This is a genomic window from Pantoea sp. ACRSC, from assembly GCF_022346785.1.
GTDB lineage: Bacteria > Pseudomonadota > Gammaproteobacteria > Enterobacterales > Enterobacteriaceae > Pantoea > Pantoea alvi.
In genome coordinates this window covers 16,098-41,853 of record NZ_JAKRNN010000026.1, presented here as the reverse complement: position 1 = coordinate 41,853, position 25,756 = coordinate 16,098, and the positions used below count along the sequence as shown (strand labels likewise).

The 25,756-nt window shown below is 58.6% G+C and carries 26 protein-coding genes; 13 read left to right on the top strand and 13 right to left on the bottom strand.

Annotated features, from left to right (window positions below):
• Window positions 1-25 precede the first annotated feature (25 nt).
• From MHZ97_RS19630 to MHZ97_RS19615, 4 genes are all read right to left on the bottom strand, one after another.
• Window positions 26-307, bottom strand: a complete 282-nt coding sequence (locus MHZ97_RS19630) for a hypothetical protein (protein WP_103794258.1) — start codon at window positions 305-307, stop codon at window positions 26-28.
• A gap of 254 nt (window positions 308-561) precedes the next feature.
• Window positions 562-1,365 carry a hypothetical protein gene (locus tag MHZ97_RS19625; RefSeq protein ID WP_103794259.1) on the bottom strand — a complete coding sequence of 268 codons (804 nt, stop codon included), beginning with the start codon at window positions 1,363-1,365 and terminating at the stop codon, window positions 562-564.
• A gap of 10 nt (window positions 1,366-1,375) precedes the next feature.
• Entirely contained in the window at window positions 1,376-1,828 is a 453-nt protein-coding gene (locus MHZ97_RS19620) for a universal stress protein (RefSeq protein WP_103794260.1), read from the bottom strand.
• A 6-nt stretch (window positions 1,829-1,834) separates the two neighbouring features.
• Entirely contained in the window at window positions 1,835-2,620 is a 786-nt protein-coding gene (locus tag MHZ97_RS19615) for an IclR family transcriptional regulator (RefSeq protein ID WP_103794261.1), read from the bottom strand.
• 146 nt (window positions 2,621-2,766) lie between these two features.
• Between MHZ97_RS19615 and MHZ97_RS19610 the strand changes: the two genes are divergently transcribed.
• From MHZ97_RS19610 to ypdK, 3 genes are all read left to right on the top strand, one after another.
• On the top strand, window positions 2,767-4,371 hold the full coding sequence (locus MHZ97_RS19610; RefSeq protein ID WP_103794262.1) for an MFS transporter: 1,605 nt from the start codon (window positions 2,767-2,769) through the stop codon (window positions 4,369-4,371).
• A 4-nt stretch (window positions 4,372-4,375) separates the two neighbouring features.
• Complete coding sequence (locus MHZ97_RS19605; protein ID WP_239315485.1) at window positions 4,376-5,404, top strand: HlyD family secretion protein; 1,029 nt, start codon at window positions 4,376-4,378, stop codon at window positions 5,402-5,404.
• A gap of 200 nt (window positions 5,405-5,604) precedes the next feature.
• Window positions 5,605-5,676 carry a membrane protein YpdK gene (gene ypdK, locus MHZ97_RS19600; protein ID WP_102990980.1) on the top strand — a complete coding sequence of 24 codons (72 nt, stop codon included), beginning with the start codon at window positions 5,605-5,607 and terminating at the stop codon, window positions 5,674-5,676.
• 39 nt (window positions 5,677-5,715) lie between these two features.
• On the opposite strand, the gene alaC is transcribed toward ypdK, so the two are convergent.
• Both alaC and MHZ97_RS19590 read right to left on the bottom strand, forming a co-directional pair.
• Window positions 5,716-6,951: an alanine transaminase gene (gene alaC, locus MHZ97_RS19595; protein WP_103794264.1), complete on the bottom strand. Its 1,236-nt coding sequence runs from the start codon at window positions 6,949-6,951 to the stop codon at window positions 5,716-5,718.
• A gap of 118 nt (window positions 6,952-7,069) precedes the next feature.
• The gene (locus MHZ97_RS19590) at window positions 7,070-7,591 is read right to left on the bottom strand and encodes a GNAT family N-acetyltransferase (protein WP_239315484.1); all 522 of its coding nucleotides are present in this window, start codon (window positions 7,589-7,591) and stop codon (window positions 7,070-7,072) included.
• Between the two features lie 257 nt (window positions 7,592-7,848).
• On the opposite strand from MHZ97_RS19590, the gene MHZ97_RS19585 reads away from it, so the two are divergent.
• Both MHZ97_RS19585 and MHZ97_RS19580 read left to right on the top strand, forming a co-directional pair.
• Window positions 7,849-9,537 carry a sensor histidine kinase gene (locus tag MHZ97_RS19585; protein ID WP_255729688.1) on the top strand — a complete coding sequence of 563 codons (1,689 nt, stop codon included), beginning with the start codon at window positions 7,849-7,851 and terminating at the stop codon, window positions 9,535-9,537.
• Window positions 9,537-10,262, top strand: a complete 726-nt coding sequence (locus MHZ97_RS19580; RefSeq protein ID WP_103794266.1) for a LytTR family DNA-binding domain-containing protein — start codon at window positions 9,537-9,539, stop codon at window positions 10,260-10,262. The genes MHZ97_RS19585 and MHZ97_RS19580 overlap by 1 nt, the downstream gene beginning before the upstream one ends.
• Before the next feature lie 54 nt (window positions 10,263-10,316).
• Here MHZ97_RS19580 and glk read toward each other — a convergent pair whose 3' ends face one another.
• Window positions 10,317-11,282: a glucokinase gene (glk, locus tag MHZ97_RS19575; RefSeq protein WP_033753641.1), complete on the bottom strand. Its 966-nt coding sequence runs from the start codon at window positions 11,280-11,282 to the stop codon at window positions 10,317-10,319.
• Window positions 11,283-11,439: 157 nt separating this feature from the next.
• On the bottom strand, window positions 11,440-13,092 hold the full coding sequence (locus tag MHZ97_RS19570; protein WP_239315482.1) for a thiamine pyrophosphate-binding protein: 1,653 nt from the start codon (window positions 13,090-13,092) through the stop codon (window positions 11,440-11,442).
• A 217-nt stretch (window positions 13,093-13,309) separates the two neighbouring features.
• Here MHZ97_RS19570 and mgrA point away from each other — a divergent pair, with 217 nt between their 5' ends.
• On the top strand, window positions 13,310-14,299 hold the full coding sequence (gene mgrA, locus MHZ97_RS19565) for an L-glyceraldehyde 3-phosphate reductase (RefSeq protein WP_239315481.1): 990 nt from the start codon (window positions 13,310-13,312) through the stop codon (window positions 14,297-14,299).
• A 172-nt stretch (window positions 14,300-14,471) separates the two neighbouring features.
• Window positions 14,472-14,819 carry a DUF2502 domain-containing protein gene (locus MHZ97_RS19560; protein ID WP_239315480.1) on the top strand — a complete coding sequence of 116 codons (348 nt, stop codon included), beginning with the start codon at window positions 14,472-14,474 and terminating at the stop codon, window positions 14,817-14,819.
• Window positions 14,820-14,864: 45 nt separating this feature from the next.
• Here the strand turns inward: MHZ97_RS19560 and MHZ97_RS19555 are convergent, their stop codons facing one another.
• Both MHZ97_RS19555 and MHZ97_RS19550 read right to left on the bottom strand, forming a co-directional pair.
• Window positions 14,865-15,446, bottom strand: a complete 582-nt coding sequence (locus MHZ97_RS19555) for an NAD(P)H-dependent oxidoreductase (RefSeq protein ID WP_239315479.1) — start codon at window positions 15,444-15,446, stop codon at window positions 14,865-14,867.
• 137 nt (window positions 15,447-15,583) lie between these two features.
• The gene (locus MHZ97_RS19550; RefSeq protein WP_103794271.1) at window positions 15,584-16,822 is read right to left on the bottom strand and encodes an Nramp family divalent metal transporter; all 1,239 of its coding nucleotides are present in this window, start codon (window positions 16,820-16,822) and stop codon (window positions 15,584-15,586) included.
• A gap of 368 nt (window positions 16,823-17,190) precedes the next feature.
• Here MHZ97_RS19550 and MHZ97_RS19545 point away from each other — a divergent pair, with 368 nt between their 5' ends.
• From MHZ97_RS19545 to MHZ97_RS19520, 6 genes are all read left to right on the top strand, one after another.
• A complete protein-coding gene (locus MHZ97_RS19545; protein ID WP_103794272.1) occupies window positions 17,191-18,381 on the top strand; it encodes a NupC/NupG family nucleoside CNT transporter in 1,191 nt (396 codons plus the stop codon).
• 307 nt (window positions 18,382-18,688) lie between these two features.
• A complete protein-coding gene (locus MHZ97_RS19540; protein WP_239315478.1) occupies window positions 18,689-19,774 on the top strand; it encodes an LLM class flavin-dependent oxidoreductase in 1,086 nt (361 codons plus the stop codon).
• A complete protein-coding gene (locus MHZ97_RS19535) occupies window positions 19,774-20,754 on the top strand; it encodes an ABC transporter substrate-binding protein (protein WP_239315477.1) in 981 nt (326 codons plus the stop codon). Before MHZ97_RS19540 ends, MHZ97_RS19535 begins: the two co-directional genes overlap by 1 nt.
• Window positions 20,751-21,341, top strand: a complete 591-nt coding sequence (locus MHZ97_RS19530) for a cysteine dioxygenase (RefSeq protein ID WP_103794275.1) — start codon at window positions 20,751-20,753, stop codon at window positions 21,339-21,341. Before MHZ97_RS19535 ends, MHZ97_RS19530 begins: the two co-directional genes overlap by 4 nt.
• Window positions 21,334-22,947: a rhodanese homology domain-containing protein gene (locus MHZ97_RS19525; protein ID WP_239315476.1), complete on the top strand. Its 1,614-nt coding sequence runs from the start codon at window positions 21,334-21,336 to the stop codon at window positions 22,945-22,947. Before MHZ97_RS19530 ends, MHZ97_RS19525 begins: the two co-directional genes overlap by 8 nt.
• A 263-nt stretch (window positions 22,948-23,210) precedes the next feature.
• Entirely contained in the window at window positions 23,211-24,422 is a 1,212-nt protein-coding gene (locus MHZ97_RS19520) for a site-specific integrase (RefSeq protein ID WP_239315475.1), read from the top strand.
• A gap of 33 nt (window positions 24,423-24,455) precedes the next feature.
• Here MHZ97_RS19520 and MHZ97_RS19515 read toward each other — a convergent pair whose 3' ends face one another.
• From MHZ97_RS19515 to MHZ97_RS19510, 3 genes are all read right to left on the bottom strand, one after another.
• The gene (locus tag MHZ97_RS19515) at window positions 24,456-24,734 is read right to left on the bottom strand and encodes a hypothetical protein (protein WP_239315474.1); all 279 of its coding nucleotides are present in this window, start codon (window positions 24,732-24,734) and stop codon (window positions 24,456-24,458) included.
• A 58-nt stretch (window positions 24,735-24,792) separates the two neighbouring features.
• Window positions 24,793-24,915: a hypothetical protein gene (locus MHZ97_RS22325; protein WP_255729685.1), complete on the bottom strand. Its 123-nt coding sequence runs from the start codon at window positions 24,913-24,915 to the stop codon at window positions 24,793-24,795.
• 146 nt (window positions 24,916-25,061) lie between these two features.
• Window positions 25,062-25,754, bottom strand: coding sequence for a phage baseplate protein (locus MHZ97_RS19510; protein ID WP_239315473.1), 693 nt, complete (start codon window positions 25,752-25,754; stop codon window positions 25,062-25,064).
• Between the last annotated feature and the right edge of the window lie 2 nt (window positions 25,755-25,756).

Genomic DNA, 25,756 nt, shown 5'->3' with positions numbered 1-25,756 from the left:
CCGCCCAGTTTATTATTAAGCAATATTAGCTTTTCAGCGCATAGTTACACTGGAACCAGCTGGTTTTCAGTCCTGGAATATAGCTGTCTTTCGGCGTCAGCGATTCAACTTTATCAAATCCTTTGCTGCCGCAATAATTCGCCAGATCCAGCTCCATCGCATCTCTGTTTAATTTCTGCGGATCGTAACGGTACTGTACGGTATTTGCGCTCGGATCTTCATCAACGCGTTCAAAGCCTCCGGGTTTGCTGACGCTACAGCCGGTCAGCAATAACAGCGCCATCGCGCTGGCGATAATTGATTTCATTTTTTCTTTCTTCCTCTTATTGCCGCAGCAGTTTAAGCCGCCGCGCGGGCGTCGCCTATCGGAAAACTGCCCGACTTGATGCCACAAATCTAAGTTTTTACCGATTAAAGTGATACTACCAAACGGTTATCTCTATCACCAAAAGGGTGAGATGATGCCTTCAGACAAAACAGCGTCTGCACCACACCAGGTGATACTTAAGAAGACATTCAGATTGATTTTATGCCCGTGCTAAGCGGGCATTTTTTCGTCTGTCAGCCAGAGAGAGCCACCATTCTACGCAACAGATTGGCGGCCTGTTTGTCCGGCAATGCGAGGATCGCGCTGTAGAGATCCACTGACATCGCGCACATTGATGAGCGATCGACCGCCGTATCGGCAGGCATATTCAGCTGCTGCAGTTTATCGCCCCACTTCTTATAGAGCGCCGCCACGATGCGCTGCAAATCCTGCTGCGCCTGCGGCTGATCCACCGGCAAATCGCCGCCGCGGCTCGACAGCAGCAGCTGCTCCATCGCCGCCGCCTCCTGCGCGTTAAGCGTCGGCGACAGCGTCTTCGTCAGATTAACCCCACCATTCACCTGCGGATAAAGAAAACGGAAGCAGAGCCGGGGATCGCGCTGCCCCAGGGCCTGCATCGCACTGACCGAGACGCGAATATAGTTAACCACCGCCGCATCCGGCGCGCGCATCAGCCGCTGATTGATCAGGTCGGCCAGCCAGCCGCGCAGCTCGCCCGTTGCCTGCTGCGGCGTTTCGCCGCGGCGCAGCCTGAGCTGCATCTCCTGCACCAGCAGCTGCCAAAGCGCAGGCTCCTGCGTTTGCAGTACGCGATAGCCCGGCGTTTGCGCCAGATAATCAATCGCCGCCTGCTGCTGCGCCGCCTGCTGCTGCTGCGGCTTCAGCCAGCTAAACCAGAGCAGGTTTGCCAGCAGCAGCGGCAGCAGGAAAAGCAGCACGCCCTGCCAGGCGCGCAGACGGGTAGTTTTAATCAGAACGACGATGATAAACGCCAGCAGCGCGAAGGCGGCCAGCGTGACGATCCACAGCGAGGTCATGCGAAGTTGCTCAATCCTTTCGAACGTCGATTAATACCGGGCAGTGGGCGCGCTCGATCACCGCCGCGCTTACCGAGCCCTTCAGCAGGCGATTAAAAGAGGAGAGATGGCGACGCCCCATAATGATCATCTGCGCGTTAAGCTGCTGCGACTGGGCGACGATGGTATCCGCCGCTTCACCCGCGACGATTAGCCCGCGCGCGTCGACGCCGGCGCGCAGCAGCGGCGCCAGCGCGTGTCGCACCACCAGCTCGGCGGTATTCTGTTCATCTTTTGCCACGGCAAAATCTTCTGGATCTTCGCCAGCGGTAATCTCGATCGGCTGATTACAGGAGGAGTAAGCAGGATCGACGCAGCACAGCACCACAACCTGCGCCTTGTGCGCCAGTGCCTCATCAATTGCCGTCGCAATCACCTTTTGGGCAACCGGCGAATTATCAACAGCCATCAGCAGTGTTTTCATCAGAGTTTATCCTTCAACAGCGGCGGTTTTGCCGATTTCACGTATCAGCGCCTCTTTGCACCTGAGCATCTCTTCACGGTATGCCTCTTCATTTTTTTGAAAACGCGACGTAGGCACCAGCAGAGAGACAGAGAAGCGGCCGAACAGCGTATCCAGCGCCACCGCCATGGTGGAGATGCCTTCAAGCGTTTCGCCGCGATCGTAAGAGATGCCGGTTTTACGCACCTCATGGATCAGCGCCATCAGCTGCGGCAGCGTTTTGACCGTTTTATCCGTTAGCTCGCGCCAGGCTTCGCCAACTATAACCCGCACATCCTCGTCGCACTCCAGTGCCAGCAGCGCGCGGCCGCCCGAGGTACTGTAGAGCGGCAGGTTCAGCCCCATGCGCGGCACCACGCGCAGTTCGCGCGACGCTACGACGTGGTGAATGATAGTCAGCTGCGTGCCGCTGGCGCGCGACAGCGAAACGGTTTCATTGGTTGCCGCGCAGAGCGCCTCCAGCTTGGGCCGCATCAGATCGACGACGTCGGTATGCACGCTGGAGATCAGTTTCAGCAGCGCCGGGCCGAGCCGCAAACCGCCTGCGCCGCTGCTGCGCACCAGCTGGGCGTTGTCGAGCGCGGCGACGATGCGCTGCACCGTGGAGCGCGGCAGATCCACCGCCTGCGCGATTTCGCCCAGGCTCATGCCGCCGGGATGTTCTCCCAGCGCGTTAAGAATTTTTGCCGCGCGGGCGATGACCTGGATACCGCCCGATTTTTCATCCTCGCGGCTGGATGGAAGTTTTGCCATGAGTCGTCCTTTTCAGCTGCCTTACTCTAACGCGAAAAAGGCACGATTTACAGCATGTACCACATTGCAATACAGCATATCGAAATGTAAGATCGCACCCTGTATCACATCGCAATACACTGCATCATAATAATGAGAAACCTGCTATGAACGCTCAGCCTGCCGCTGCGCCGACGCCGCAACCCTTTACGCTTCGCCTTGCGCTGGGACTGGTCGGCGTGCTTATCGCCGCCCTGACTTCGGGCCTTAACGATCGCGTTACCGATATCGCGCTGGCGGATATTCGCGCCGCTATTGGCGTCAGCTATGACCAGGGGAGCTGGATCGTCTCTGCCTACCAGGCCGCCGAAGTCGCGGCAATGATGATTGCGCCCTGGTTTGCCGTCACCTTCTCGCTGCGCCGTTTTTCGCTGACGGTGTCGACCGGCTTTATGCTGTGCGGCATCCTGCTGCCGCTGGCCCCCTCGCCCGGCAGCTTTATCGCCCTGCGCGTAGTGCAGGGGCTGTTCGGCGGCGCACTGCCGCCGATGCTAATGACGGTGGCGCTGCGCTTTCTGCCGCCGCCGCTCAAGCTCTACGGTCTGGGCGGCTATGCGCTGACGGCGACCTTCGGCCCGAATATGGCCGCCTCGCTGGCGGCCTTCTGGACCGATGACGTCAGCTGGATGTTTGTATTCTGGCAGGTGGTGCCGCTGATGCTTATCGCCATGCTGCTGTTCGGCTGGGGCCTGCCGCAGGATCCGCTGCGCCTGGAGCGTTTTAAGCAGATTGACCTGTTCGGCATGCTCACCGGCTGCAGCGGTATGGCGCTGCTGGTGCTGGGGCTCACCCAGGGCGAGCGTCTGGACTGGTTCGACTCGCCGCTGATCGCCGCTATGCTGCTCGCCGCCGCGCCGCTGCTGCTGGTATTTCTGATTAACGAATGGTTTCACCCGCTGCCGCTGTTTCGGCTGCAGATGCTGTCGCGCCGCAATCTGACGCATGGCCTGCTGGCGCTGGCAACCGTGCTGATCGTCTCGCTCTCCGGCTCGGCGCTGCCCTCCGCCTACTTTGGCCAGGTAGAGGGCTTCCGCACCCTGCAGTTTGCGCCGCTGGCGTTGACCGTTGGCCTGCCGCAGCTGCTGATCGCGCCGCTGGTCGCCGCGCTGCTGAATATCCGCTGGATCGACTGTCGCTGGGTGCTGGCGGTGGGCGTCGCGCTGCTGATCGCCGCCTGTCTGCTCGGCGCGCAGATCACCAGCGACTGGGCGCGCCAGAACTTCTGGACGCTGCAAATACTGCAGGCGTTCGGCCAGCCGATGGTGATCCTGCCGATTCTGATGAGCGCCACCAGCGTGGTAGCGCCGCCGGAAGGCCCCTTCGCCTCGGCGATGTTTAATACCGTGCGCGGCTTTTCCAGCGTCGCGGCCTCGGTGCTGGTAGAGGTGTTCCTCAGCCACCGCGAAAAGATCCACTCCAATATTTTGCTGGATCAGGCCGCCAGCCGCCCCTGGCTGATGAGCGCGCCCAGCAGCGCGGAGGCCAGCGCCAGTCGGCCGCTGCTTATGGACGGCAGCGTCAGCAGCAGCGAAAACCTGAGCGGCTTCGCCACGCTGGTTAAGCATCAGGCCACCGTACTCAGCCTGAGCGACAGCTGGCTGATGCTGATTGCCTTCGCCGCGCTGCTGCTGCTGCTAACCGGCTGGCTGCCGAAGCGCGTCTGGCCGCCGCAAACCCTGATTCAACCTGCTTCTTCGACATCGAGAAAATAAGATTATGCGTGCTTTAGTAATGAGAAAAACCGTGCTGCTGAGCCTGCTGCTGCTGGTGCTGCTGGCCATCGCATTTTTTATCTGGTCAGCCATGACCGACAACGATCACCGCACCACCGACGCTTACGTCAACGCCGACTACACGCTGGTGGCGCCCAAGGTTTCGGGCTATATCGCCGAGGTGAAGGTGCAGGATAACCAGCAGGTGAAAGCGGGTGAGGTGCTGGCGACGCTGGACGATCGCGACTATCGCGTGGCGCTGGAGAGCGCCGAGGCGGATCTGCAGGTCAGCCAGGCGAAACTGCTCAGCAGCAAGGCGCAGCTTGAGCAGCAGCAGTCGGCTATCGAGCAGTCAAAGGCGACCCTGGCGGCCAGCCAGGCGACCGCGCAGTATGCCGGCCAGAACGCCGACCGCTATAACCGACTCTATAAAAGCGGCATTATCGCCGCAGACGACCAGCAAAAGGCCAGCTCAACCCAGCGCTCCGCCGCGGCAACGGTGCGCCAGAGCCAGGCTGCGTTGGCTTCCGCGATAAAAGAGACCGGCGTGCTGCAGGCGGCGGTGCGTCAGGCGCAGGCGGATGTGGCGGCGGCGCAGGCAAGTGTGGATCAGGCGCGCCTGAATCTCTCCTATACGCGCATCGTCGCGCCGGTGGACGGCATGGTGGGCCAGCGCGCGGCGCGCGTCGGCGCATACGTCTCTGCCGGGACGCGGCTGCTGGCGGTGGTGCCGCTGCAGCAGACCTATGTCACGGCGAACTATCTTGAGACGCAGCTCAGCGACGTGCGTCCAGGACAGCGGGTGCAGATCGCCATCGATGCGCTGCCGGGCAAGCATTTCACCGGCCATGTCGACAGCATCGCCCCGGCGACCGGCGCAACGTTTTCAGCGATTTCACCCGATAATGCGACTGGTAACTATACTAAGGTCGTCCAGCGCCTCCCGGTGAAAATCGTGCTGGATACGAACCAGCCTGACCTCTCGCAGTTGAGGGTTGGAATGTCGGCGATCCCGGAGATTGAAGCAGAGTAAAAATGTGATACATCTCACACGCTGGTGCTATTTATTTTAGGATCGATTACGCGTAAATTAGCGTTCGATCCTGTTCTGAGTTACTCAGAACGACCTGAGAAAATGCCTGAGGCGATGATGACCTGATGCGTTTTTCTCATTCTGTTCGCGTTGCGCTGGCCTGGGATCGCTATCGTCGTAACCGCTCAGAGGAGTTGTCTGTGAAATACGCCTTGATGGGAATCTCTTTCTTTGCGCTGCTTTGGCTCGGCACATTTGTGCTGATGCTGTAGCCTAAGCCAGGGGCGACAGCGCTGTCGCCCCGCACTGCTTTACTCCGCTTCTTCTACTGCTTTTACGCTGCCCGGCAAGATGCCGTCCGCGCGAAACATCGCTTTAATCCCCCGCACCGCCTGTCGGATACGATCGCTGTTTTCAATCAGCGCGAAACGCACGTGGGTATCGCCATACTCGCCGAAGCCGATGCCGGGCGAGACGCAAACCTTCGCCTCCTGCAGCAGCTTTTTGGCGAACTCCAGCGAGCCGAGATCGGCGTAGCGATCGGGGATTTTTGCCCAGACGTACATTGAGGCCCTGGGATTTTCCACCATCCAGCCCGCCTCATGCAGCCCTTTCACCAGCACATCGCGACGACGCTTGTACTGCTCGGCGATGTCGCGCACGCACTGCTGATCGCCCTCCAGCGCGGCGATAGCCGCCACCTGCAGCGGCGTAAAGGTGCCGTAGTCGTGATAGCTCTTGATGCGTGCCAGCGCGGCGACCAGCTCTTTGTTGCCCACCATAAAACCGATGCGCCAGCCCGCCATATTGTAGCTTTTTGACAGCGTGAAAAACTCCACCGCCACGTCGCGGGCGCCGGGCACCTGCATAATCGAAGGCGCTTTCCAGCCGTCATAGACGATATCGGCGTAGGCGAGATCGTGAACCACCAGCACGTTGTACTGTTTCGCCAGCGCGATAACCCGCTCGAAAAAGTCCAGTTCGACGCACTGCGCAGTAGGGTTAGAAGGAAAGCCGAGGATCATCATTTTTGGCTTTGGATAGCTTTCGCGGATGGCCCGCTCCAGCTCGGCGAAGAAATCGACGCCCGCCACCAGCGGCACCGAACGCACCTGCGCGCCGGCGATCACCGCGCCGTAGATATGAATCGGGTAGCTGGGGTTCGGCACCAGCACCGTATCGCCGTGATCGAGCGTCGCCAGCATCAGGTGCGCCAGCCCCTCTTTCGAGCCGATGGTGACGATAGCTTCCGACTCAGGATCGATCTCGACCTGATAGCGCTCGGCGTACCAGCGCGAAATGGCGCGGCGCAGGCGCGGAATGCCGCGCGAGGTGGAGTAGCCGTGCGTATCTTCGCGCTGCGCCACCTGGCAGAGTTTTTCCACGATATGCGGCGGCGTCGGGCCGTCGGGATTCCCCATCGAGAGGTCGATGATATCTTCGCCGCGCCGACGCGCAGCCATCTTCAACTCAGCGGTAATGTTAAACACATAGGGGGGAAGGCGATCGATACGCGAGAAACGACGGGGTGTGCTGTTGTCAGCCATAATGTCCTCTTGAATACGTAAGCGCCCGGACCGTCCGAGCGACGCAGGTCACTGCTGTGACCGAAAAAAGACCATAACGCGGCGATCGCCGCGCTGTCGAGAGGAGAATAAAATTTTTTTAATTTTCCGGATTCAGGCGACCAAACACCCAATCGTTCACCCATTCGCCATTTAGCAGATAATTATCCCGCAAAGTACCCTCAAGCTCATAGCCATTCTTCTCCAGAATACGGCGCGATGCCACATTTCCTTCTACCACCATCGCCTTGAGCTTATGGAAACCTGCCGTCAGCAGAAAGTCGCTCAGCGCGGCCAGCGCCTCACTGCCGTATCCCTTGCCGCAGAATCGATGCAGCAGCATATAGCCGACCTCTGCCTGGCGATGTTGCCACTCCGGGCTGCAGCCGAACAGGCCGATCGGTTCGCCGCTGTCGCGCAGGCGCGCCACCACGCACAGCATATGAAAACTGCTGACCTGCCAGGGCGCCAGACGCTCGCTGAAGCGCTGGCGCAAATCCGCCTCGTCAGGTATTTCGCTAACCCAGGTCATGGTGGCCGCGTCTTCATGCACGGCGCGAAACAGCAGCCAGTCTTCGGGCTTTAGGGTGGTGAGGGTAAGGCGCGGCGTGATTAACTGCATGAACTGCTCCCGGTGAGGATAGCCATAAGGGCTGTCGGAATAAAAACGCTATCGGCTCGCCAGCCTGCGGTCGGCGAAAAACCTTCCCTGTTTTGCTACTCAGGTTTCCCCTTTTTACCATTTCAGCCGTGAAAATTGATCCACAACATGAAGGAAGCGCTCACTCTTTTTGCAGACTGGCGTATCGCGATCACATTTTTTATCATAGGCCTCTCCCTGTTATGACCTGAAGGCTGGCTGTGATCTCTCACTTCGATATGCTGCTGGCGGTGTTTGACCGCGCCGCCCTGATGCTGATCTGCCTTTTCTTCCTGACCCGAACCCAGCTTTTCCGCCAGCTGCTGCAAAAAGATGAACATGCGCCGCTGGAGAAAGCCGCCGTTATCGCCATTTTCTCGCTGTTTGCCCTCTTCAGCACCTGGTCGGGCATTCACGTCGACGGCTCGCTGCTGAACGTGCGGGTGATCGCAGTGATGGCCGGCGGCATTCTGTTCGGTCCCTGGGTCGGCATCACCACCGGCGTTATCGCCGGCCTGCACCGCTTTCTTATCGATATCCACGGCGTCACCTCGGTGCCCTGCCTGATTACCAGCATTATCGCGGGCTGCGTGGCCGGTGCCATCAACCGCCGCGTGCCGAAAGCGCAGCGCTGGCGCGTCGGCATCATCGGCGGCATGCTGTGCGAGAGCCTTACCATGCTGCTGATTGTGCTGTGGGCAAAGCCGATATCCCTTGGGCTGGCGATTGTGTCGGAGATTGCGCTGCCGATGATCCTCGGCGCCTCAAGCATCGGTCTGATTGTGCTGCTGGTGCAGAGCGTCGAAGGCGAGAAAGAGGCGATTGCGGCGCGTCAGGCCAAGCTGGCGCTGGATATTGCCAACAAAACGCTGCCGCTGTTCCGCGACGTCAACAGCGACTCGCTGCGCCGCATCTGCGCAATTATCTGTAACGATATCAACGCTGACGCCGTTGCCATTACCAATAAAACCCATATTCTCGCCTACGTCGGCTACGGCGAGCAGAACTACCAGAACGGCGACGACGGCATCAGCCCCACCACCGCGCAGGCGATGGCCACGGGAAAAATCATCATTAAAAACAACGATGAGGCGCATCGCACCCGGGATATTCACTCGATGATCGTTATTCCGCTACGGGAGCAAGGAAGGGTTACCGGCACCCTGAAGATTTACTACCGCCGCGCGCACCGCATTACCGGCTCGCTGAAAGAGATGGCGATCGGCCTGTCGCAGCTGATCTCAACCCAGCTTGAGGTGTCGCGCGCTGAGCAGCTGCGTGAAATGGCAAATAAAGCGGAACTGCGCGCGCTGCAGAGCAAAATTAATCCCCATTTTCTGTTTAACGCGCTAAACGCTATTAACTCCTCTATTCGCCTGAATCCCGATACGGCGCGGCAGCTGGTGATCAATCTCTCCCGTTATTTGCGCTACAACCTTGAGCTGAACGACGACGAGACGATCGATATCAAACGCGAGCTGTGGCAGGTAAAAGATTATATCGCCATCGAACAGGCGCGCTTCGGCGACAAACTGTCAATGATCTATGACATTGACGACGATCTTCACTTCTCGCTGCCCAGCCTGCTGATCCAGCCGCTGGTGGAGAACGCCATTGTACACGGCATTCAGCCCTGCCGCGGCAAAGGCGTGGTGACGCTGAGCGTTAAGGCGTATGGCGACCGGGTGCGTATCGCCGTGCGCGATACCGGGCCGGGCATCAGCGACGAGGTGATGCGCCGCGTGGCGAATAATGAGATGCCGGGCAATAAGATCGGCCTGCTGAATGTGCATCACCGCGTCAAACTGCTGACCGGCCAGGGGCTCGAGATTACCCGGCTGCAGCCCGGCACCGAAATCGCCTTTACCCTGAGCAAGAGCGGACAGCTGCTGACCGAGCCGCCGCCTGCCGTCGCGGAGAGCGTGTAATGAAAGCCATTATTGTCGAAGATGAATTTCTGGCGCAGCAGGAGCTGAGCTGGATGATCCAGCAGCACAGCAAGATCGAAATCGAGGCCTGCTTTGACGACGGGCTGGAGGTGCTGAAGTATCTGCAGCAGCACCGCGTCGACGTCATCTTTCTTGATATCAATATTCCGTCGCTGGACGGCATGCTGCTGGCGCAGAATATTCGTCAGTTCGCGCAGCGGCCGCTGATTGTGTTTATCACCGCCTGGAAAGAGCATGCGGTAGAGGCTTTTGAGCTGGAAGCCTTCGACTATATTCTCAAGCCCTATCACGAGGCGCGCATCGTCACCATGCTCAACAAGCTGGAAGCCGCCGGGCAGCAGCAGAGCGTGGCGCAGGCGCCGATCGCCGATGGCCCGCACACGGTGAATCTGGTGAAAGACGATCGCATTATCGTGACGGATATTGATGATATCTATTACGTGGAGGCGCATGAGAAGCTAACTTTTGTCTATACGCGGCGCGAGGCCTATGTGATGTCGATGAGCATCAGCGAGTTCTGCGCCCGTTTGCCGGAGCAGCGTTTTTTCCGCTGTCATCGCTCCTACTGCGTGAACCTGAGCAAAATCTCCGAGATTGAACCCTGGTTTAACAATACCTACCTGCTCAGGCTGCGCGATTTGGCGTTTCAGGTGCCGGTCAGCCGCAGCAAGGCAAAGCGTTTTCGCGAGCTGATGCGCCTGTAGATAAACAGGCGTAAGGGCGATAAAAAACGGCCCGCAGGCCGTTTTCAGAAGGGGTTACAGGATCCGCCCCAGCGTCTGTCGCAGATGCGCGCCAGCGCCCAGCAGGCCGGGCTGATCGTGGGTGATCATATAGACCGGAATGCGGGAAACGTAGTCGCGGAAGCGCCCTTTATCCTCAAAGGCGGCGCGGAAGCCCGAGGCCTTAAAGAACTCCAGGAAGCGCGGCACGATGCCGCCCGCGATATAGACGCCGCCGAAGGTGCCGAGATTCAGCGCCAGGTTGCCGCCGAAACGCCCCATAATCACGCAGAACAGCGACAGCGCGCGACGGCAGTCGGTGCAGCTGTCGGCGAGTGCACGCTCAGAGACATCCTTTGGCTTGAGATTTTCCGGTACGCGGTTATCCGCCTTCACAATGGCACGATAGAGATTCACCAGACCGGCGCCGGAGAGCACGCGCTCCGCGGAGACGTGGCCCAGCTCAGCGCGCAGCACCTCCAGGATCAAATCCTCCTCATCGCTGTTGGCGGCGAAGTCGACGTGGCCGCCCTCGCCCGGCAGGCTGACCCAGCGGCGATCGACATGCACCAGATGGCTGACGCCCAGCCCGGTGCCCGCGCCGTAAATTGCGATAGGCTTATCCTTCACCGGCTCGCCGCCGCCGAACTGAATCACGTGCTCAGCCTTCAGCATCGGGATCGCCATCGAAACGGCGGTGAAGTCGTTAATGATTTCCAGATGATCGAAGCCAAGGCTGGCTTTCATTTTGCTGGTGGAAAAAGCCCAGTCATGGTTGGTCATTTCGACCCAGTCTTCCGTGATAGGGCAAGCAATGGCAATGCAGCCGTCTTTAACGTTCTGCAGCTGCTCGCCAAGATAGTGGCGGATGACGGCTTCGAGGCTGTCATAATCTGATGTTGAGAATGTTTGGGCCTGGGAGATGCTGCCGGTTTCCACCTCACACAGGGCGAGTCGGGCGTTGGTGCCGCCGACGTCGCCGACCAGGGCATAAGTTGTCATTCTTTTGTTGCTCCGCTTGGGGTCCCTAAGATGCAGGACACTATAAAAGTCTGCCGGTAAAACAACAACGCTCGCCGTGACAAAAGAGGAGCGTTGAAGGTGGTGAGCACAGCCTACCCGTCCGGCAAGCCGCTTGACAGCGGCAACACTCCGAATCTTATCCTCCGTTGCGCTGCGCCAGGCAAGCCGTCACCTTGTGCAACAGCGGCGGCAGATCGTCTTTGGGCATCACGACCTCGACCAGCGTCAGGTAGTCGGGCGCCTGCAGACGCGCCATCACCTCTTCCAGCTGCACGCATTCGGTGACGCGCCAGCTCTGCGCCTGCCCATGCAGACAAAGCGCCTGCGGCAGCGCGGTCCAGTTCCACTGCGCAATATCATTATACCGCTGCGTCGCGCCGTGGATGGCGCGCTCCACCGTATAGCCCTCATTGTTCAACAGGAAAATAATCGGCGTTTGCCGGTCGCGCAGCATCGAGCCCAGCTCCTGGATCGTCAGCTGAGCCGAGCCGTCGCCGGTAATCAGGATCACCCGCTGCGCAGGCGCGGCGGTCTGCGCGCCGAAGGCTGCCGGAAGAGTATAGCCAATAGAGCCCCAGAGCGGCTGCACCAGCAGCTGTGCGCCGGACGGCAAGCGCAGCGCCGCCGCGCCAAAGGCGGCGGTGCCCTGATCGGCGAGGATAATGTCGCCCGGCTGGAGAAAGCGCTGCATCGCCTGCCAGAAGGCGCTCTGGCTGATATCGGCGCGCGCATCCGCGGTTTCGACCGGCTGCGGCTGCGGCGCCAGCGCCCAGCCTGCGCCGTAGCGCGCAAACAGCGCCTCCAGCTCGCCCAGCGCATCCGCCATGTTGAGCGGCGCAAAGCGCTCGCCCGCAACGCTGGCGGCGAAAGGCTGCAGATCGATCAGCTGCGAAGCGGCAAAGTTTTGGGTAAAGCCCGCCGTCAGGGTATCGTTGAAGCGCACGCCGACGCAGACAGTGACGTCGGTCTGCTCAATCAGCTCGCAGATGCCGGGCTCGCTGCCCGCTGCGGCATAGGTGCCGACGTAGCCAGGCTGGCGCTCGTCCAGCACGCCTTTGCCCATCAGCAGCGTGGCGCAGGGAACGGCGCGCAGCCGCCGCAGCTGCGCCAGCGCCGCCTGCTGCTGCCAGCGTCCGGCGAGAAAGTCCGCCAGCAGCGCGACCCGGCGCGCCGGCGCCAGCAGCTGTTCGGCGGCGGCGCGAAACGCGCGGCGCGCCTGCTCGCTGGATCCCGGCGCAGCGTCAAGCGGCGCGGCGGGCGGCGCCACCTCAGCCTCGGCGACATCAACCGCCAGCATCAGGTAGCCCGGCCGCTTTTCACGCATCGCGGTGGCCAGCACCCGATCGATTTCCGCCGCGGCGTTGCCCGCGCTGAGCTGCGCCGTCGCCGCGCTGACTTCGCCCGCCATGCGCAGAAAGTGACGGAAATCGCCATCCCCTAGCGAATGGTGTACGCAGTCGCCGCGCTTTTGCGCCCCGCTGGCGGGCGCGCCCACAATATGGATCACCGGCAGATATTCGGCGAAGCTGCCGGCAGTGCCGTTGATGGCGCTCAGCTCGCCGACGCCGAAGGTGGTCAGCAACGCCGCCGCGCCGCGACAGCGGGCGTAGCCGTCTGCGGCGTAGGCGGCGTTGAGTTCGTTGGCGCAGCCTACCCAGCCGATATCGCGATGGGCAATCACCCGATCAAGAAACTGCAGGTTATAGTCGCCCGGCACGCCAAACAGATGGCCGACGCCCATTTCCTGCAGACGCGTCAGCAGATAATCTCCTACGGTAAAGCGTTGCATATGCCACTCCTTTCACCCGATGTCTGGTTTGAGTATCCGCTATGCTGCAAAAGCGGCGAGAAAGCAGCGCAATCGGCTGAACAAAAAAGTGGCAACCCGGCGTTACGATGGGGGATTATTCTGTAAGTATGCGTTTTGCAGCCCAGTGTGACTGTGTGTAAGCGCATACACTGCTATTCTTGCGCTTTAAAATTCTTCCCTCTGACAGGAAAGCCGTATGACCTACCTTCCGCATCCCGGTCGTTATCAGCAAATGGAATATCGCCGAAGCGGCCGCAGCGGGCTAAAACTGCCCGCGATTTCGCTTGGCCTGTGGCATAACTTTGGCGACAACACGCGCGTCGACAACAGCCGCGAGCTGCTGCGCCACGCGTTCGATCGCGGCATTACCCATTTTGATCTGGCCAATAACTATGGCCCGCCGCCGGGCTCGGCGGAAGAGAACTTTGGCCGCATTCTGCGCGAAGATTTCCGCGCGTTTCGCGATGAGCTGGTGATCTCCACCAAAGCGGGTTACACCATGTGGGATGGCCCCTATGGCGACTGGGGCTCGCGCAAATACCTTATCTCCAGCCTCGATCAGAGCCTGAAGCGCATGGGGCTGGAGTATGTAGATATTTTTTATCACCACCGCCCCGACCCGGAAACGCCGCTGGAGGAGACCATGCGCGCGCTGGATCAGGTGGTACGTCAGGGTAAAGCGCTCTATGCCGCCATCTCCAACTATCCGGCGGAACGTGCGGCAGAAGCGATCGCCATTCTGCGCGATCTCGGCACGCCCTGTCTGATCCATCAGCCGCGCTATTCAATGTTTGAACGCGGCCCGGAAAATGGCCTGCTGGAAACCCTGGGCGACAACGGCGTCGGCTGCATCGCCTTCTCTCCGCTGGCGGGCGGCGTGCTGACCGACCGCTATCTGCAGGGTATTCCCGAGGATTCGCGAGTGGCGAGCGGCAGCAAGTTCCTGCGCGAAGATCAGCTTACCGACGAGAAAATGGAAAAAGTGCGCAAGCTGAATGAGATTGCGCAGCAGCGCGGCCAGAAGCTGGCGCAGATGGCGCTGGCGTGGACGCTGCGCGACGCGCGCGTCACCTCGGTGATGATCGGCGCAAGCAAAACCGCGCAGATCGACGACGCGGTGGAGATGCTGGCTAATCAGCATTTTACCATCGCCGAACTCTCCGCTATCGAAGGCGTGCTGCTCTAATCCCTGCCCGCCCGGCCGCCGCGCCGGGCGTTTCTGCAGACAGAATTGTCTCAATCCCCTTTTTCTTCCAATTTTCCTCACAATTGTCAGCGACACTCTGAATCGCTACACAAGCAATGCGCGGGCATAACGCCTGCACCACAGCGGCGCTGTCGCTGATAAGGAGAAGAAGATGAAATTTGCTGTTTTTGCTGCTTTGCTGACCTGCCTGTCGCCGTTGGCGATCCACAACGTTCAGGCTGCCGGCGCTTCTATCAGCCTGGCGCCGGGCGTGACCCTGAATCTGGGAGACCAGGATCGTCGCGGCTATTACTGGGACGGCGGCCGCTGGCGCGAGCCACGCTGGTGGCACGACCGCTATCAGTATAATAACCATCGCTGGTGGCGCCATGAAGAGTGGCGCCGTCATCAGCAGTGGGAGCGCGAGCGACGCTGGCATGAGCGCGAGCGTCGCCACCACTGGCGCGACGCGCAGCGCCATCACGATCGCCACGATCGCCATGACCACCACCATCACTGATGGCGCGGCTAAAGGCCGCTGCGCAATACCGGCGCTGAGCGGCCTTTAATCAGCAAACAGCCGACGTCCCGTTTGCCGCGCCGTTGCCAGATGGGCTTCCGGCGAGTCGGCGTCAGGCAGCAGGATCAGCTCCGAGGTTTTCACCGGCGCGCCGACATAGTCAAAAATGCCCTCGTCGATCTGCGTGCGCATCGCGGCATAGTAGCCGCGCCGCGCATAGGTGCGCAGATTTGCCCCGCCAATTCCCAGCAGATGCACCTGCAGGCGGCCCAGCTTCTTGTCGATTTTGCCGTCGGGACTCTCCTGATATGCCCAGCCGTGAGTAAAGACGCGATCGATCCAGCCCTTCAGCACGCCGGGAAATGACCACCAGTAAACGGGATAAACCAGCACCAGCGCGTCGGCGCCATCAATGCGCTTTTGCTCGGCCAGCACATCGGCGGGCGGCGCGGATTCATTGCGGAACAGCGCCAGATCGGCGGCGGCATAGCGCGGATCAAACCCCTCCGCTATCAGATCGGCTATTTCAAAGGTGTGCGGCGCGCGAATCTCGTTAGTTAGCGCCCGCGCGACGGCGTGAGTAAAAGAATCTTGATCGGGATGGGCGACCACTACCAGTGCATGCATAACCTGACTCCTGTGTGAAAAGAGAAAACGGCTGCATACCGAGAGTAAATGAGCTGAGGCGGGCCGCCAAGGGCGGCAGCACAGGCGGTTAAAAGCGCGGCTGGCCCGGCATACGCGGGCCAGCCTGTGAATTACCTTTACAGGCCGAGGATTTCGCCAACAAGCAGATAGGCGTTGAGCGCGACTACCAGCACCACAATAGCGCGGCCAGCGTTCTGCATCAGGCGTGAATTGACCATCTCGCCCATAATCTCGCGGTTGCCGGTAAAGGAGAGCAGCGGCATCAGCGCCAGCGCAATGCCGAAGCTCAGCAGCACCTGGCTCATAACCAGAATGCGCGTCGGATCCCAGCCCGCCATAATCACGATAAACGAGGGCAGCATAGTCACCAGACGACGCACCCAGAGCGGAATATGAAAGCGGATAAAGCCCTGCATCACCACCTGACCCGCCAGCGTGCCTACCACGGTAGAGGAGAGACCCGCCGCCACCAGGCTGAGGCCGAACACCGTCGCCGCCGCATGGCCTAGCAGCGGCGTCAGCGTCAGATAGGCCTGATCCAGCTCGGCGATGCCGCTGTGGCCGCTAAAGTGAAACGCGGCGGCGGCGGTCGCCATCATCGCCAGATTAACAAAGCCGGCGATAGTCATAGCGATCGCCACGTCCAGCTTGGTCGACGAGTAGCGCTGGCTCTTATTGCCGCTCTCGCCGCCCTGCGTCAGCGCCGAATGCAGGTAGATAACGTGCGGCATAATCGTCGCGCCCAGCACGCCCGCTGCGAGGAAGACCGCATCCGACGTCGGCAGCGACGGCAGCGCCATGCCGGTCACCAGTTCGCTAACCTTCGGCTGCGAAAAGAACAGCTCAACGATATAGGCGGCCGCCACAAAGAGCAGCAGGCTGCCTATCACTACCTCCAGCGGCTTCTGACCCCGGTTTTGCAGCATCAGGATCAGGAAGGTCGCCACGCCGGTCAGCACGGCGCCCTGCAGCAGCGAAATGCCGAGCAGCAGCTTAAAACCGAGCGCTGCGCCGATAAACTCCGCCAGGTCGGTCGCCATGGCGATAATCTCCGCCTGCACCCAGTAGAACCAGACCGCCGGGCGCGGAAAGCGGTCACGAATATGCTCAGCGAGGTTTTTACCGGTGGCGATGCCGAGCTTGGCGGACATCAGCTGAATGATCATCGCCATGATATTGGCCCACACCACGACCCACAGCAGCTTATAGCCGTAGGCCGCACCGGCCTGGATATTGGTGGCGAAGTTACCTGGATCGATATAGCCGATGGCGGCGATAAAGGCCGGCCCCAGCAGCGCGAGCTTGATTTTTCTGACTCCGCGAGCGGCACGCTCGGCGGTACGGCTCTCAAACATATCTCTCTACCTGTCTGAACGCGTTTTTACCATGGCAGCTTATGGTCTGATCGCGGCAAGTGAAATGAGGTTATCGTTATCGTTGTGATAGATAGTGCTATAAAGTATAGCCATTGCTATACCTTACGGTAAAGCGAGACTTGCTAAAAAATGTGCAACGCACCTCACTCTACGCTTCGGACATATTATAGACAATGAATTTGTGGATATTAGGTGTGAACATTTTGTGAACAGGCTGTGACTGGTAAGAGTTTTCTGAGAAAAGGGGTGATAGCGAATCCTTATAATGTGGAATTGATCTCGTTTTTAAGTAACGCGTTACATAGAATACGCAGCAAATTACAACCCTCCTCAAATCTGGAGCAAGCATGTCCCATATTTTGCACTTCCTTTTAGCACTGGTGGTGGTAGGCGTGCTGGCGTTACTCGTCAGCCACGACCGTAAAAGTATTCGTATTCGCTACATTGTCCAGCTTCTGGTCATTGAAGTGCTGCTGGCGTGGTTCTTCCTCAACTCCGAGGCGGGCCTCGGGTTTGTAAAAGGCTTCGCCGGCCTGTTCGATCATCTGCTCAAGTATGCGGCCGAAGGCACTAACTTCGTGTTCGGCAACATGAATGAGAAAGGCCTGGCCTTCTTCTTCCTCAACGTGCTGTGCCCGATCGTCTTTATCTCCGCGCTGATCGGCATCCTGCAGCATTTCCGCATTCTGCCGTGGGTGATCCGCGGCATCGGCACCGTCCTCTCTAAAATCAACGGCATGGGCAAGCTGGAATCCTTTAACGCCGTCAGCTCTCTGATTCTGGGACAGTCAGAAAACTTTATCGCCTATAAGGATATCCTCGGCAAAATGTCGCAGCGCCGCATGTACACCATGGCCGCGACCGCGATGTCGACCGTATCCATGTCGATCGTCGGCGCCTATATGACCATGCTGCAGCCGAAGTATGTGGTCGCCGCGCTGGTGCTTAACATGTTCAGCACCTTTATCGTGCTGTCGCTGATCAACCCTTACCGCGTCGACAGCGAAGAGGATCTGCAGCTGCAGGATATTCATAAAGGCCAGAGCTTCTTTGAGATGCTGGGCGAATATATCCTCGCCGGCTTCCGCGTGGCGATTATCGTCGCGGCGATGCTGATCGGCTTTATCGCGCTGATTTCCGGCCTGAACGCGCTGTTCGATTTTATCTTCGGCATCAGCTTCCAGGGCGTGCTGGGCTACGTCTTCTATCCGTTCGCCTGGGTAATGGGCGTACCGGCGCACGAAGCACTGCAGGTCGGCAGCATTATGGCTACCAAGCTGGTTTCCAATGAGTTTGTGGCGATGATGGATCTGCAGAAGCTGGCGGGCCAGCTGTCGCCGAACTCTGAAGGCATTCTGTCGGTCTTCCTGGTCTCTTTCGCTAACTTCTCCTCTATCGGCATCGTCGCTGGCGCGATCAAAGGCCTGAACGAAGAGCAAGGCAACGTGGTGTCGCGCTTCGGCCTGAAGCTGCTCTACGGTTCAACGCTGGTCAGCGTGCTCTCCGCCGCCATCGCCGGTCTGGTGCTGGCGTTCTGATAATAAGGGGCGAGACAGGTTCTCGCCCTGCAGACGGCACATAAATTCAGGACGTGAATGACACCTGCGTAAGGGAGTGCGCGGGACGAGCCGCCAGCGAGGGCGCGAGGGTTCCCTGTCATTCACGTCAGCACGGCTTCTCTCCGCTTATTCTTAATTATTCCTGACTGATATAACGCCTGTCGCACCGCCTCAGCCGCGCGGCGTCGCCCTTCCCCGATTCCCGCAAATCCTTTGCACAATATCGAATTTCATCTCAGGCCCGTCGCCCCGTAGTTTTTTCATTACTCAACATCGGGAGAAGCGCATGAGCATTCAATTTCTGGGTATGATCGGCCATCGTCTGGCCTCTGAAATCATTCCGGCCAGCGGGCCGTTATTCGATAAAAATTATATTGCTGATTTTGCCCGCGCCCATGAAGAGGCGGGATTTGACCGGATTCTGGTGGGCTACTGGTCCGATCAACCAGACGGTTTTCTGGTAACAGCGCACGCCGCCGCCAGCACGTCACGCATTAAGTTTCTGCTGGCGCACCGTCCCGGCTTTGTCTCGCCGACGCTGGCGGCGCGCAAGCTGGCGTCGCTCGATCACCTGACCGACGGACGCCTGGCGGTGCATATCATCAGCGGCGGCAGCGACAGCGAACAGCGCCGCGACGGCGACTTTCTCAACAAGGCGGAACGCTACGCGCGTACCGACGAATTTCTCCATGTGCTGAACCAAAGCCTGACCTCCGCGCAGCCTTACGATCATCAGGGCGATTTTTATCAGGCCGAGCAGGCCTTCTCGGCGATCAAGCCGCTGCAAAGCAAACTGCCGATCTACTTCGGCGGCTCTTCGCCCGAGGCGATAGAGGTCGCCGCGCGCCACGCCGATGTCTTCGCGCTGTGGGGCGAGCCGCTGCAGGGCGCGGCGGAAACGGTGCAAACCGTGCGCGCCGCCGCGGCGAAAAGAGGACGCGACATTAAATTTAATATCTCTTTCCGCCCGATTATCGGTAAAACCGAGAAAGAGGCCTGGGAACGCGCGGAACATATCTACCAGACAGCGCAGAAGCAGCTGGTTGAATCGGGCTATACCTTTGGCCTGCCGAAGCCGCAAAGCGTCGGCGCGCAGCGCTTGCTGGCGGCGGCGAACGCCAGCGACCGCCACGATAAAGTGCTGTGGACCGGCGTGGCGAAGCTGGTCAGCGGCGGCTACAACTCCACCGCGCTGGTGGGAACGGCCGATCAGGTCTCTGACGCGCTGCTGGATTACTACAACCTTGGCATCGACAGCGTGCTGATCCGCGGCTTCGATCCCCTCAACGACGCGAAAGAGTATGGCCGCGAGCTGCTGCCGCTGACGCGCGAAAAAGTCGCCGCTCTGACGCGCGTCAAAAGGAGCGCCTGATGCGTCTCGCCGCCTTATTTGCCGGAATCGCGCTGGCGCTCACCCTTAACCACGCGCTGGCCGCTGAAAAAGTGTCGCTGCGCCTCGGCGATGTCAAAGGGGATCGCTTCGCCTCGCTGAAAGCGTCCGGCGAACTCAATAATCTGCCCTACGATTTGAAGCTCACCGCCTTTGACTCGGGCGCGCCGGTGCAGGAGGCGCTGAACGCGGGGGCGCTGGATGTCGGCTTTACCGGCGATCTGCCCTTTCTGTTTGTCTATGCCGCGGGCGCACCGGTAAAAGCGGTGGGTGCCTGGCAGAACAATCCCGACAGCATCGCGCTGCTGACGCGCCCTGACGCCGGCATCCACAGCCTGCAGGATCTGAAAGGCAAACAGATCGCCGTCAACCGCGGCGGCTGGGGCCATTATCTGATCCTGGGCCTGCTGGAGCGCGCCGGACTGAAACCGGACGAGGTGACGCTGCGCTTTCTCGGCCCGGTGGATGGCCGCGCGGCGCTGACCTCCGGCGCGGTTTCCGCCTGGGCGCCGTGGGAGCCCTATATCGCTACCTCAACCCAGGTTGACGGCACGGTGCGCGTGCCGCAGGGCGGCGGCAGCGGCATTATGTCGGGCTACTCCTATGCGCTGGCGCGCAAAGAGGCGCTGGCCGACCCGGCGAAACGCCAGGCCATCGCCGATCTGCTGACGCGGCTGGCGAAGGCGCAGGTCTGGGCGGCGCAGCATCCGCAGCCGTTCGCGCAGGCGCTGGGCAAATCGCTGAATATGCCGACCACCATCACCAGCAGCTGGATTGCCGACGCGCGCATTCGCCCGCTGGTGTTCGATTCCTCTCTTATCGCGACGCTGCAAAAATCCGCCGACTTCTTCCATCGCTATCAGGTGCTGCCAAAAGCGGTCGACGTCAGCGGCGCCTTCGATTTCAGCCTGGCCAGCGGTGCGAATCAGGTGGCGCGGCACTATCAGGAGAACAAATCGTGAGCGTTCTGAACTATCAGCGGCTGCGCGACTTTGTGGCGCAGCTCGCCGCCCTGCTCGATCGGCAGCCGGACGAGGCGACCATTCTGGCGCGCGGCAGCGAGCTGCTGCGTCCGCTGCTGCAGCACGACGACTGGCTGGATGAGGCGTTCGCCCAGCCGCATCCGCAGCATTATCAACAGTATCTGCTGCATGCCGACGCGCAGCAGCGCTTCTCGGTGGTGAGCTTTGTCTGGGGGCCGGGCCAGCAGACGCCGGTGCACGATCATCGCGTCTGGGGATTAATCGGCATGCTGCGCGGCGCAGAAGTGTCGCAGAGCTTCCGGCCGGCGCAGGGCGGGCTGGCGGCGGCGGGCGCACCGGTTCGTCTCGACCCCGGCCAGATCGAGGCAGTATCGCCGCGCGTCGGCGATATCCATCGCGTCAGCAACGCTTACGACGATCGCGTCTCTGTCAGCATCCACGTCTACGGCGCCAATATCGGCGCGGTAAAACGCGCGGTCTACCGCGATGACGGCAGCGAAAAGCCCTTTATCTCCGGTTACAGCAACCGCTACTTACCTAATATCTGGGATCTCTCACATGGCTAAAACTTTTCCTCTGCGCGACGCCGCAGAGATTCAGCAGGCGCTGCGCCAGCAGCAGGAAGTGGCGCTGGTCGACGTGCGCGACGAGGCGCGCTATGCGCAGGGGCATCCGCTGTTCGCGGTGAACATTCCGCTCTCGAAGCTGGAGCTGGAGTGGCTGGATCGCCTTCCTCGCCGCGATACGGCGATTACGCTTTACGACAACGGCGAAGGGTTGGCGCAGGCGGCGGCGGAGCGCGTGGCGGCCTGGGGTTACACCGCTATCAGCCTGCTTAAAGATGACCTTGCCGGCTGGAAGGCGGCGGGCGGCGAGCTGTTTATCGATGTGAATTCGCCGAGCAAAGCGTTTGGCGAGCTGGTGGAACACCACAACCATACGCCATCGCTGGCGGCTGAAGAGGTCAACGCGCTGCTGCGCGACCAGGCTGACGTGGTGGTGCTCGACGCGCGCCGCTTTGATGAATACCACACCATGTCGATTCCCGGCGGCATCAGCGTGCCGGGCGGGGAACTGGTGCTGCGCGTGCGCGATCTCGCCCCCTCCCCCGATACCACGGTGATCGTCAACTGCGCGGGCCGCACGCGCAGCATTATCGGCACCCAGTCGCTGGTTAACGCCGGCATCCGTAATCCGGTTTATGCGCTGCGCAACGGCACCATCGGCTGGACGCTGGCGGGATTCGCTCTGGAGCAGCATCAGGCGCGCCGCTACGGCGAGACCAGCGAAACCGCCCGTCGCCATGCGGCAGCGGCAGCGCGGCAGGTGGCGGATCGCGCTGGCGTGGCGCGCATCGATAAGGCAACGCTGGCCCGCTGGCAGCAGGCGCCACGCACAACTTATCTGTTCGACACGCGCGACGCCGACGAGTACGCCGCCGGGCATCTGCCAGGCAGCCGTCACGTGCCGGGCGGCCAGCTGGTGCAGGAAACCGATCACTACGCCAGCGTGCGCGGCGCGCGAATCGTGCTGATTGACAACGACGGCGTGCGCGCCAGCATGACGGCCTCCTGGCTGGCACAGATGGGCTGGGAAGCCGCCGTGCTGGAGGGGCTGCAACCCCAGGACTTCAGCGCCACGGGCGGCTGGTCACCGCAGCTGCCCGCAGCGCCTGCGGCCGAAGCGATCTCTCCGCAGCAGCTGAACGACTGGCTACAGCAGGGCGATACCCAGGTGCTGGATTTCACCACGCGCGCCAACTATATAAAAAGCCATATTCCTGGGGCCGCCTGGCTGCTGCGCTCAACGCTGCAGCAGCAGGGCAGCGCGTTACTGCCCGAGGCCGAACGCTATGTGCTGACCTGTGGCAGTAGTCTGCTGGCGGGCTATGCGGTGCAGCAGGTAGCAGCGCTAACCGGCAAGCCGGTCTGGCTGCTGCAGGGCGGCAATGCCGCCTGGCGCAACGCCGGGCTGCCGACGGAAGCTGGCGAACAGACGCTGCTCTCCCCCGCCATCGATCGCTATCGTCGCCCGTATGAAGGTACCGATATCGAACCGGCGGTGATGCAGGCCTATCTCGACTGGGAGTATGGGCTGGTGGCGCAGCTGGATCGCGACGGCACGCACGGCTTTCGCGTGCTGCAGCCGGAGAAGCAAAGCGTAACGGCGTAGGCAAACAGGGCGGCAGCAATGTCGCTCTTTTTTTGCGCGCGGCAAGGCTTTCGTCGATTTTTTGGGATTATTTGAGACGCTGCCTGAGGGATCAGGCGTGAGATAATGGTGGAGATAAGCGGGATCGAACCGCTGACCTCTTGCATGCCATGCAAGCGCTCTCCCAGCTGAGCTATCCGTTACCTGAGGTAACGAGCCGGAGCCTTCCCCCCACATCTTCACACTCTACCTTGTGAATTGCCCGATCAAAGGTAAAGAGACCGATGAAGAAGATCAAGCACAAAGATCGTAGAAACTCCTATCTGTTCCTTTCAGAAGATGGTATCTGGTACACCCGCGTTATCATCCCTCCCTATTTGCGAGGACTCTTTCAGGGCCGCACCTCATACAGCAAATCGAGCGGCACAGGAGACATACAGGAAGCCAGATTGTTCAGAGATGCAATGATCGCTGAATTTAATCTGCTACGTGAGCAAGTAAAACCTAAAACCGAAAAGAGGATTGATGCTGTGCTTACTGAGATTAAACGTCTCCGTAATCACGTAGAGAATACGCCGGACAACTTTAGTTTTTCCGTTAATGCCTGCCCTACTCTAAGGCGGCTTGCAGATATTTATCTGCTTCAGCATGAGGCGAAGAGGAAGCTAACAACCTTGTCAAAGCTGAACAAAGGCGTTGAATTGTTTCTGGAGTTTTTGAGCCGGAAGGATGTGAAGCTAACGCAGGTTAACCGAACAATGGTGACAAACTTTATTGAATACGCCAGCAAGGAACGTGCAGCGCAGACTGTAAGGCATTATGTAGCTAACTTAGGGATGTTGTTCGATTATGCTGCTTCGCGTTATCAGGATGCGCCACAAGCGCATTTAAACCCCTTCCGAGGCCATAAGCTTGATAATGCACAGAGCGAAAGCTATAAGCCTTTTACGTATGCAGAGTTACGTTTGTTACTCGATTCGCTGGATGGTGAATTGCATGACCTGACAATGATGGGGCTGTATTCTGGTGCTAGGCTGGAAGAGTTAGCAAGTCTTCGGGTTACAAACATAATTGAGATTGACGGGATTAAGTGTTTCGACATTAAGGAAGGCAAGAACAAAAATGCTATTCGTGTCATTCCAATACACTCAAAGTTACTTGCCATCGTTGAGCGACTGGTTAAAGGAAGTCATTCTGGCTATCTATTTTATCGGGCAAGCGTTTCTGATAGAACGGATGGGAAGAAAAGTTACTGGTATAGTCAAGCGTTTACTAGGGCAAGAATTAAAACGTTAGGTAAAAACGTTAAGAACAAAGTGTTCCATAGTTTAAGGCATAATTTCAGCACTGAGCTAGACAGGAAAGAAGTGCCAGAAATACGCGCTAATCAACTGCTTGGACACGAAAAAGCTAAAACAATTTCTTACCAGATTTATTCAGCAGGCGCAGACATCAAAGAGCTTAAAAGATTAATTGATTTGATAGAGTATGAATAAATAAAATAAAAAAGGCGGCAACGCCGCCTGTAGTCATTTTTGCCAATTATCAACTATTTTTTTGGCTTCAACTGGGTCAATATTGTTCCATCTAGCGCTATTATTTGTTGCATCTACCAATATTAACTTGTCATCTGCGTCCAATGACTTTCGCACATGATTAAAACACGTTTCTAAATCATATTGAGTTCGAACATACCAATTAGACTCAGTTACTTTTGCCCAAGTTCCTAATGCTCTAATAGCGGTATGAACAGCAAGATAGTCTTTAGTTTTTATCAGATCGTAAGTTACAAAAATATTTATGGCCATGCGTATAGTCTCCAGAGATAGACAAAAAGCGCCACAGTGGACGCTTGATATTTTTTTACTATTTACCTTTTTTCTTTGGGGTTTTTACTGTCTCTACAACCGTTGTGTTAGGTCGCTTATTAGCTTCCTTCACAGGAATGTACTGCCCAGTTTTTGCATCACGACCAATCTTATGAGTCATAGCGCCCCCCTTCAGGCATCGGAGCAAGCACGGCACTTGCCCTCTAAAGAAAATCCTAGATAGCAAACGGAACGGCGTCAAGTAAAAATGGCACATATTGATATGCATGTGCAAAAAAACACTATATGTAGTGATTAATGTTCAAGTCATCCTGTCCGATCTGCTGCCTTCTGTGCAGCATCCCGGTTTTGTTGGTAGCTCGTTGGGTCCATCTGAACCTTAGTTGTGCCGCCGCCGTTCTTGTTGCTGCCCGTCTTTTTCTTCGTAGCTGAGCTAACATTCAGAGTCACTGTTTTTGCATATGCAAACCTGAGTTGCTCAATCCCGATAGCAAAATGCACGGCATACTCTCCAGACTGTTCAAAGTTAACTGACGTAATCACACAGTTATCGATCTGCTGATATTCAGAAAACAGAGTAAACACCACCTTTTCCTCAAACATCTGTTGGAAAGTCTCTACAGCGGCCATAGCACGATAAGAGCCTGTGCCATAGCTGCCAAAGAACTCTGCCGGATGTTTTTCAAACGGCATATCACTAATCATACCTTCCAGCGTGAATTTGCTGTTTCTGATGGTGATGTGATCAGTAATCTCTGAACCCTGGCTAACCGGGTAACGTGTTACTTCCCCGCTCCAGTCGTTAGTAAACCTAGTAGTGACATCGAGCGACATTATTTGCTGATCGTCAGATTTAACTAACTGGCCTTTGTCGTCTGTCTTAACTTCACCACTCAGGCCAAATGGATAAAGACGAGAAGCCAGAAACAGGTAAGTCACTTTTGATTCTTCTGTAGTCGAAGAGCCAGAGTTATTACTTGTAGAGGTACTTAAAGCCATAT